Genomic DNA, 5098 nt, shown 5'->3' with positions numbered 1-5098 from the left:
AAAATAGTATAATTATAATAAAATAACTTTAAGGAGTTAATTCCTTAACTTGGAGGAAAATATGGAAAGATTATTGATTTTAGATTCTAATTCGCTTTTAAATAGAGCTTTTTATGCAATTCCTGAATTAACAACTACAGATGGTATTCATACAAATGCTGTTTATGGATTTGCAAATATGTTATTTAAAATGAAGGAAGAATTAAAACCAGATTATATAGTTGCAGCTTTTGATAAGAAAGGGCCAACATTTAGACATAAAGAATATGAAGAATATAAAGCAGGAAGAAAAAAAATGCCACCAGAGCTTGCAGAACAATTTCCTATAGTGAAAGATATGTTAGATTTATTATCTATAAGTAAATATGAAATTGATGGATTTGAAGCAGATGATATAATAGGTTCTCTTGCTAAATATGCAGAAAAAAACGAGATTGAAGTTTATATAGTGACAGGAGATAAAGATGCCCTTCAGTTAGCATCTAATAATATAAATGTAGTTATAACTAAAAAAGGAGTTTCAGAAACAGCAAAATATAATTACGAAACATTTTTTCAGGAATTTGGAGTTACTCCAACTCAATTTATAGATGTAAAGGGTCTTATGGGAGATAAATCAGATAATATACCAGGGGTACCAGGAATAGGGGAAAAAACAGCTTATAAATTAATTCAAACCTATGGTTCTGTGGAAGAAGTGTTAAATAATATAGATAATATTAGTGGAAAAAAATAAAAGAAAATCTAGAGAACTTTAGAGAGCAAGCTATATTTAGTAAAAAGTTAGCTACTATAATTACAGAAGTACCTTTAGAATTTGATTTAGACGAAATAAAAAGTCAAGAATCGTATAATGGGGAAGGATTAAGAAAGTTATTTTTTAAGCTACAAATGAAATCACTTGTAGATAAGCTTCCAGAAAATAAAGAAGATATAAAAGAGGATGAAATACTTTTAGATATTATTGATATAGATAGTTCAGATGATTTACTTAATTTATCTAAATCCTTAAATGAAATATGTTATATAACGTATGATGTTTTGAATAATGGAAGATATTCAGAAATAGAATTAAATAAGATGTATTTATCTTGTCAAGATAAAGTTTATTTAATTAACTTTAAAAACATTTACAATTCTGATTCAAATGATGGATATCTAGGACTAAAAGTAATAATGGAAAACAAAGGTTTAAAAAAGGTAATCCATGATGGGAAATCTCTTGTTACAGTATTAAATAAATTAGGTATTTCTATAGAAAGCTTTGAATTTGATACAGCAATAGCCTCTTATCTTATTGATTCAGCAAGATCATCTTATGATATGGTAACATTAATAAATGAATATTTAAGCGAAGATGTAACAGGTGATGAGAAAACAATAGAAGCAAAGGCGAATTTGAAATTAAAGGAAATATATGAATTGCTAAAAATAAAATAGAGGAAGAAAAAATGGAGGAACTTTATTATGAAGTTGAACATCCATTAATATTTATTCTTTCATCAATGGAATCTTTAGGATTCAATATAAACAAAAATATGTTAGAAGATTTAGCTGTTAAATTTAAAGAAGAAATTGTTACAACAGAAAAAGAAATCTTTAAATTGGCAGAAGAAGAATTTAATATAAATTCTCCAAAGCAATTAGGAAAAATTTTGTTTGAAAAATTAGATTTACCTGTGGTTAAAAAAACCAAAACAGGATATTCAACCAATGCAGAAGTTTTAGAAAAGTTAAAGGATAAACATGAGATAATACCTAAAATAACTTATTATAGACAAATAACAAAACTTAACTCTACTTATGTGGAAGGATTGAAAAATGTTATAGATATTGATGGTCACATACATTCTAATTTTAATCAAACTGTAACAACAACTGGAAGGTTATCAAGTACAGAGCCTAATCTTCAAAATATTCCTATAAAATATGAAATGGGAAGAGAAATAAGAAAAGTATTTATACCTAATGAACAAGGAGATATATTATTATCATGTGACTATTCACAAATAGAGCTAAGAGTTTTGGCACATATGTCACAGGATGAAAATATGATAGATGCATTTAAACATCATAGTGATATACATACAAAAACAGCATCTGAGGTGTTTAAGGTTCCAGTAGAGGAAGTTACATCTTTAATGCGAAGTAGAGCTAAGGCTGTTAATTTTGGAATAGTGTATGGAATAAGTGACTTTAGCCTTTCACAAGATTTACACATAGCTAAAAAAGAAGCTTCAGAATATATGGAAATATATTTTGATAGATATCCTAAAATAAAAGGATATTTAGATAGTGTTATAGAAGAGGCAAAGGAAAAAGGATATGTACTAACTATTTTAAATAGAAGAAGAGCTATACCAGAAATTAAATCTTCAAATAGAATAGTAAAGGCTTTAGGAGAAAGATTAGCAATGAATGCGCCTATTCAAGGAAGTGCAGCTGATATAATAAAACTAGCAATGGTTAATGTTTATAAAAAGTTAAAAGAAAGCAAATTAGAAAGTAATATAATATTACAAGTTCATGATGAACTTATATTAAATGTTAAAGCAAAAGAGCTTGAAGAGGTAAAGAAAATAGTAAAAGAAGAAATGGAAAATGTCTTAGACATAGAAGTACCTCTTGAAGTAGATATTAATTTAGGGGAAACATGGTATGATGCTAAGTAAGGGGGCTTAATTAAAAATGATTAAAATAGGATTAACAGGGGGAATTGGATCAGGTAAAAGCACAGTATCAAAAATGCTTACTGAAAAAGGATTTAAAGTAATAGATTCAGATGATATATCAAGAGATGTTCTTATTAAGTACCCTGAAATTCTAGAAAAAATAAAAATAGAATTTGGATCAGGTTTTTTTGATTGGAGAGGGGAATTTAGAAGAAGGGAATTTGGAAATCATATTTTTCGATTCCCAAAACAAAGAAAGAAATATGAAGATATAATAATACCATATATAAAAAAGGAAATATTTCTTGAGCTAGATAAATATGAAAGAAATGGTGAATCCATGGTAATATTAGATGCGCCTACTTTAATAGAAAATGATCTTCATACATATATGGATTATATAATTGTAGTATGGGTTGATAATAATACACAAATAATGAGAATAAAAAACAGAGATAAATTATCAAGAGATGAGGCTATAAATAGATTAAATGCCCAAATATCATTAGATAGAAAAAAGAATATGCACATATTATTATTGATAATAATAATGATTTATTAAAAACTAAGAAGCAAGTAGATAAAGTAATAGATTTTTTAAAGGTAATTAATAAATAAGGAGAAAATAATGAAATTTAAGCGTATATTAGCTATTTTAATCGTAATAATTATTGCTTATTTTGGAGTAGTATTAGTAATGAAGAACTATGTGTATCCTTACCCGTATGATGAATATATAAATAAGTATAGTGAGGAATATGAAATAGATCCATATCTTGTGTTAGCAGTCATAAAAACTGAGAGTGATTTTAATAAAGAAGCTGTTTCGAAGAGAGATGCAAAAGGATTGATGCAAATAATGGATACAACTGGAGAATGGGCAGCTAAAGAAATAGGAATTAACTACTTTATGCCATCCATGCTTTTTGATTCAGAGTTAAATATAAGGATAGGATGCTGGTATTTAAAAACTTTAGAAAATGAATTTGATAATAATTTAGATTTGATATTAGCGGCTTACAATGGTGGAAGTGGAAATGTTAATAAGTGGTTAAGTGATGAAGACTATTCAAATGATGGAGAAAATTTGGATTATATACCATTCCCAGAAACTAAAAAATATGTAGATAAAGTTAAAGCAAATTACAACATATATAAATATCTTTATAATAAATAACTAAAAATAGTGCACAGTTCACAAGGCGCAGTGCACAGTTATGGAAATAATTCAGATTTGCTGAATTAAGAATATATTAAGGCTACTATAAAATAGTTGCTATAATATAAGTTTAAGAAACTACTCAGTAGTTTCTATCCTAAACTGTGAACTGCAAATTGTGCACTGTGCACTTAATAATTTTTCACTCTCAATTAGTGTTAATTACTAATTGAAAACTGCTGTTATCCATTCATTACTTTGATATTTTGTTTCTAGTTCAAATCCATAACTTTCTACAATAGATTTGACTTTATCAAAGCTCCATTCAACAAGTCCAGATACAAGAATTTTACCATCATTTTTTAGACGTTCTCTTATAAAATTCATAAATAATTCAGTTTCTTCTCCGCCTATATTTATGTAGATCCAGTCATATGTATCATTGATTTTAATTTCATCATTTAATGCATTCCCAACTAATACTTCAATATTATATAGTCCATTTAGTGAAGCATTTAATAAAACCTCATCTTTTACATCTCTTATATCAAGAGCGGTAACTTTGGATGCACCAATAATAGCAGAAGCTACAGATAAAATGCCAGAACCAGTTCCAATATCAAGTACTGACTTATTAGATAAATCAATTTTAGTTAAAATTATATTTAGTAAATCTTTTGTTGTTTCATGTAATCCAGTACCAAAGGCTCCTTGAGAAATAAAAGATATTTTATGAATATTTTTATCATGTATAACTTCATCAGGAGAAGATAATACCCAGTTATCATTTATATGAACAGTAGGAAAATTATAATTATAATTATCATAGTTACATTGTTCTATACTTATACAATTGGTTCCTAAAATAGAGGTAACTTTTTCTTTAAACAACTCTAAATATTCTTCAGAATTTTCATAGGCAATTCTAATATCAATTGTATCAACTATTTTTTCTAAATAACCATAACCATATTCCTCAGTTGTTATTTCTAAAGGACTTTCATAAAAAACATTAAAATATCATTGATTTGTAATTTTTCAATTTGTTCATCTAATTCTGTAAATTTAATATTATAAGTAAGTATAAACATTATTTCATCCCCCGAATATAATTCAATGTAATATTATTGAGTATAGATAGATTTTTAATTAATGTCAAGAAATATAAAATAATAAATATTCTATATAAAAAAATCACTATTTATTTCTAGATTTTGATTTAGATGACGATTTATAATTCTTTAAATTTTTACTATTAGAATTTTAA

General features: G+C 26.4%; 2 protein-coding genes and 2 pseudogenes. 3 read left to right on the top strand and 1 reads right to left on the bottom strand.

All coding sequences use genetic code 11. The features are described from left to right. Positions 1 to 61: 61 nt before the first annotated feature. The 3 genes and pseudogenes from polA (at position 62) to A500_RS08640 (ending at position 3849) form a co-directional block, all read left to right on the top strand. Positions 62 to 2672: pseudogene (gene polA / locus A500_RS08650) on the top strand (DNA polymerase I). A gap of 16 nt (positions 2673 to 2688) precedes the next feature. Continuing rightward, a pseudogene (gene coaE, locus A500_RS08645) lies at positions 2689 to 3290 on the top strand (dephospho-CoA kinase). A gap of 10 nt (positions 3291 to 3300) precedes the next feature. Further along, positions 3301 to 3849 (top strand): lytic transglycosylase domain-containing protein, encoded by a 549-nt coding sequence (locus A500_RS08640; protein WP_016207197.1) that lies wholly within the window; start codon positions 3301 to 3303, stop codon positions 3847 to 3849. Between the two features lie 207 nt (positions 3850 to 4056). Here the strand turns inward: A500_RS08640 and A500_RS08635 are convergent, their stop codons facing one another. Next, on the bottom strand, positions 4057 to 4722 hold the full coding sequence (locus A500_RS08635; RefSeq protein WP_016207196.1) for a 50S ribosomal protein L11 methyltransferase: 666 nt from the start codon (positions 4720 to 4722) through the stop codon (positions 4057 to 4059). Between the last annotated feature and the right edge of the window lie 376 nt (positions 4723 to 5098).

Source organism: Clostridium sartagoforme AAU1, assembly GCF_000401215.1.
In the GTDB taxonomy this organism is placed as follows: domain Bacteria; phylum Bacillota; class Clostridia; order Clostridiales; family Clostridiaceae; genus Clostridium; species Clostridium sartagoforme.
Note: the sequence above shows the minus strand (reverse complement) of the source record. Positions and strands in the feature narration are given on the sequence as shown.